This is a genomic window from Mesorhizobium sp. M7A.F.Ca.AU.002.02.1.1 (assembly GCF_003998535.1).
Classification (GTDB): Bacteria; Pseudomonadota; Alphaproteobacteria; order Rhizobiales; family Rhizobiaceae; genus Mesorhizobium; species Mesorhizobium ciceri.
In genome coordinates this window covers 1-397 of the sequence record NZ_RZPB01001516.1, presented here as the reverse complement: position 1 = coordinate 397, position 397 = coordinate 1, and the positions used below count along the sequence as shown (strand labels likewise).

1 protein-coding gene is annotated in these 397 nt (G+C 60.7%); it reads right to left on the bottom strand.

All coding sequences use genetic code 11. The features are described from left to right. Positions 1–397 (bottom strand): SDR family NAD(P)-dependent oxidoreductase (locus EN879_RS38675; RefSeq protein WP_127274842.1); only part of this gene is annotated, 397 nt, incomplete at both ends.

Sequence of the window (397 nt, the reverse complement as noted above, 5' to 3'; positions counted from 1 at the left end):
GCGATAGGCATTGGCGACATTCTTGGTCAGCGTCATCAGCGCGCCCTTGCTGGTCGAATAGGGCGTCAGGAACGACTGGCCGGTATGCGCCGACATCGACAGCACGTTGACGATCGAGCCGGGTGCCTTCTTTTCCAGGAGATGCGCCACCACGCCCTGCATCAGGAAGAACGGGCCGCGCACATTGGTATCGAAAATCGTATCGAACAACTCTTCGGAGGTTTCGACCAGCGAACCGCGCGCCGAAGTGGCGGCGGCGTTGACCAGCGCGTTGACGGTGCCGAAATGCGAGATCGCGGTGGCGACCGCGCGCTTGCAGTCCGCCACTTTTGACACATCGGCGCTGATGAAAATCGCATCGACGCCGGCTTTCTTGAAATGGGCGACAGCCTTGTCG